The sequence below is a fragment of the Halorhodospira neutriphila genome (assembly GCF_016584055.1).
GTDB lineage: Bacteria > Pseudomonadota > Gammaproteobacteria > Nitrococcales > Halorhodospiraceae > Halorhodospira > Halorhodospira neutriphila.
The window spans coordinates 1-2,018 of the sequence record NZ_NRSH01000212.1 but is presented as its reverse complement, the minus strand read 5'-3'; the positions used below and the strand labels follow the sequence as shown (position 1 = coordinate 2,018).

Sequence of the window (2,018 nt, the reverse complement as noted above, 5' to 3'; positions counted from 1 at the left end):
CGCCCTGCGCGGCGCCCTCGCCCTGCTCCTGGCCCTCGCCGCCGGCGCCGCCGGCGCCGCGCCGCTGATGCCGTGGCCGGTGCCCGGCGGCGTCGCCCGCGTCGACCTCGAGACCGCGCAGCGCCCGGAGGCGGTCCGCTACCAGGGGAGCCCGGTGCGGGTCAGCGCCAAGCCGGAGGGCGGCTGGGAGGCGATCGTCGGCATCGACCTGGACGCCGAGCCGGGCCGCCACACCCTCCAGGTCGACGGCGCCGAGCGCACGTTCCGGGTCCGGGCCCACACCTACCCGGCGCAGCACATCGAGATCCCCGACCGGGAGATGGTCACCCCGCCGGCGGAGACCCTCGAGCGCATCCGCCGCGAGCAGCGCACCATCCGCGCGGCCTACCGCAGCCGCGCCGTGGCGGCGCACCCGCGCCTGGACCTGCACCACCCCGTCGCCGAGGGGCAGCGGAGCTCCCGGTTCGGGGTGCGGCGCTTCCTCAACGGCAAGCCGCGCAACCCCCACAGCGGCCTCGACCTCGCCGCCCCCCGCGGCACCCCCATCGAGGCCGCCGAGGCGGGCCGCGTCGTCGCCCGGGGCGACTACTACTTCAACGGCAAGACCGTGCTCATCGACCACGGCGACGGGCTGGTGACGATGTACTGCCACATGGCCACCATCGGGGTCGAGGCGGGCGAGCGCATCGCCCGCGGCCAGCCCATCGGCACGGTCGGCGCCACGGGCCGCGTGACGGGGCCGCACCTGCACTGGAGCGTCGTACTCAATGGTAATACCGTGGATCCCGAGCTCTTCCTCTGACACCTGACGAACGAGAACCATTAGGAGGCAACGCCATGCCCGAGCGCCGTGTCGTCATCTGCGCCCCCACCCGGACCGCCATCGGGACCTTCAGCGGCTCCCTGAAGAGCGTCCCCGCCCCCGACCTGGGGGCCACCGTCGTCCGCTCGACGCTCGAGCGCTCCGGGCTCGACCCGGCCGCCGTCGACGGCGTCGTCCTCGGCAACGTCGTCCAGGCCGGCTGCCGCATGAACCCGGCCCGCCAGGCCGCCGTCAACGGCGGCGTCCCCGTCGAGGTCCCGGCGCTGACCGTCAACCGCGTCTGCGGCTCCGGCGCCCAGGCCGTCGCCAACGCCTTCCAGGAGGTGGCCCTCGGCTTCGCCGACACGGCCGTCGCCGGCGGCATGGAGAACATGGACCGGGCGCCGTACATGCTCATGAAGGCCCGCGACGGCTACCGCCTCGGCCACGGCCAGCTCCTCGACGCCGTGCTCAACGACGGGCTCAACGACGCCTTCTCCGACCAGCACTCCGGCTGGCACACCGAGGACCTCGTCGACCGCTACGGCCTCGGCCGCGAGGAGCAGGACGAGTGGGCGGCGCGCTCCCACCAGCGCTTCACGGCCGCCCAGGCCGAGGGGCTCTTCGAGGCCGAGATCACCCCCGTGGAGGTGCCGGACCGCAAGGGCACCAAGCGCTTCGACGTCGACGAGCACAACCGCGGCGACGCCTCCGTGGAGGGGCTGCAGAAGCTGCGCCCGGCCTTCCGCAAGGACGGCACCATCACCGCCGGCAACGCCCCCGGGATCAACACCGGCGCCGCGGCGATGGTCGTCGCCGAGGAGGAGGCCGCCCGGCGGCACGGGCTCACCCCGGCGGCGCGGCTCGTCGCCTACGGCGTCGGCGCCGTCGAGCCGGGGATGTTCGGCCTCGGCCCCATCCCCGCGGTGCACCAGTGCCTGCAGCGCGCCGGCTGGTCCACCGGCGACGTCGAGCGCTGGGAGATCAACGAGGCCTTCGCCGCCATCGCCATCGCCGTGACCCGCGACCTCGGCCTCGACCCGGAGCGGGTCAACGTCGAGGGCGGCGCCATCGCCCACGGCCACCCCATCGGCGCCACCGGCGCCATCCTTACCACGCGGCTGCTCCACTCCATGCAGCGCGACGGTATCGAGCGCGGCGTGGCGACGATGTGCATCGGCGGCGGCCAGGGCGTGGCCCTGGCGCTCGAGCGCCT

Annotated in this window: 2 protein-coding genes; both read left to right on the top strand. The window is 75.0% G+C overall.

Translation table 11 applies throughout. The features are described from left to right. Nucleotides 1-802 (top strand): peptidoglycan DD-metalloendopeptidase family protein (locus CKO13_RS11865; protein ID WP_200261298.1); only part of this gene is annotated, 802 nt, incomplete at its 5' end. 35 nt (nucleotides 803-837) lie between these two features. After that, nucleotides 838-2,018: thiolase family protein (locus CKO13_RS11860; protein ID WP_200261296.1), on the top strand; the 1,181-nt coding region annotated here is incomplete at its 3' end.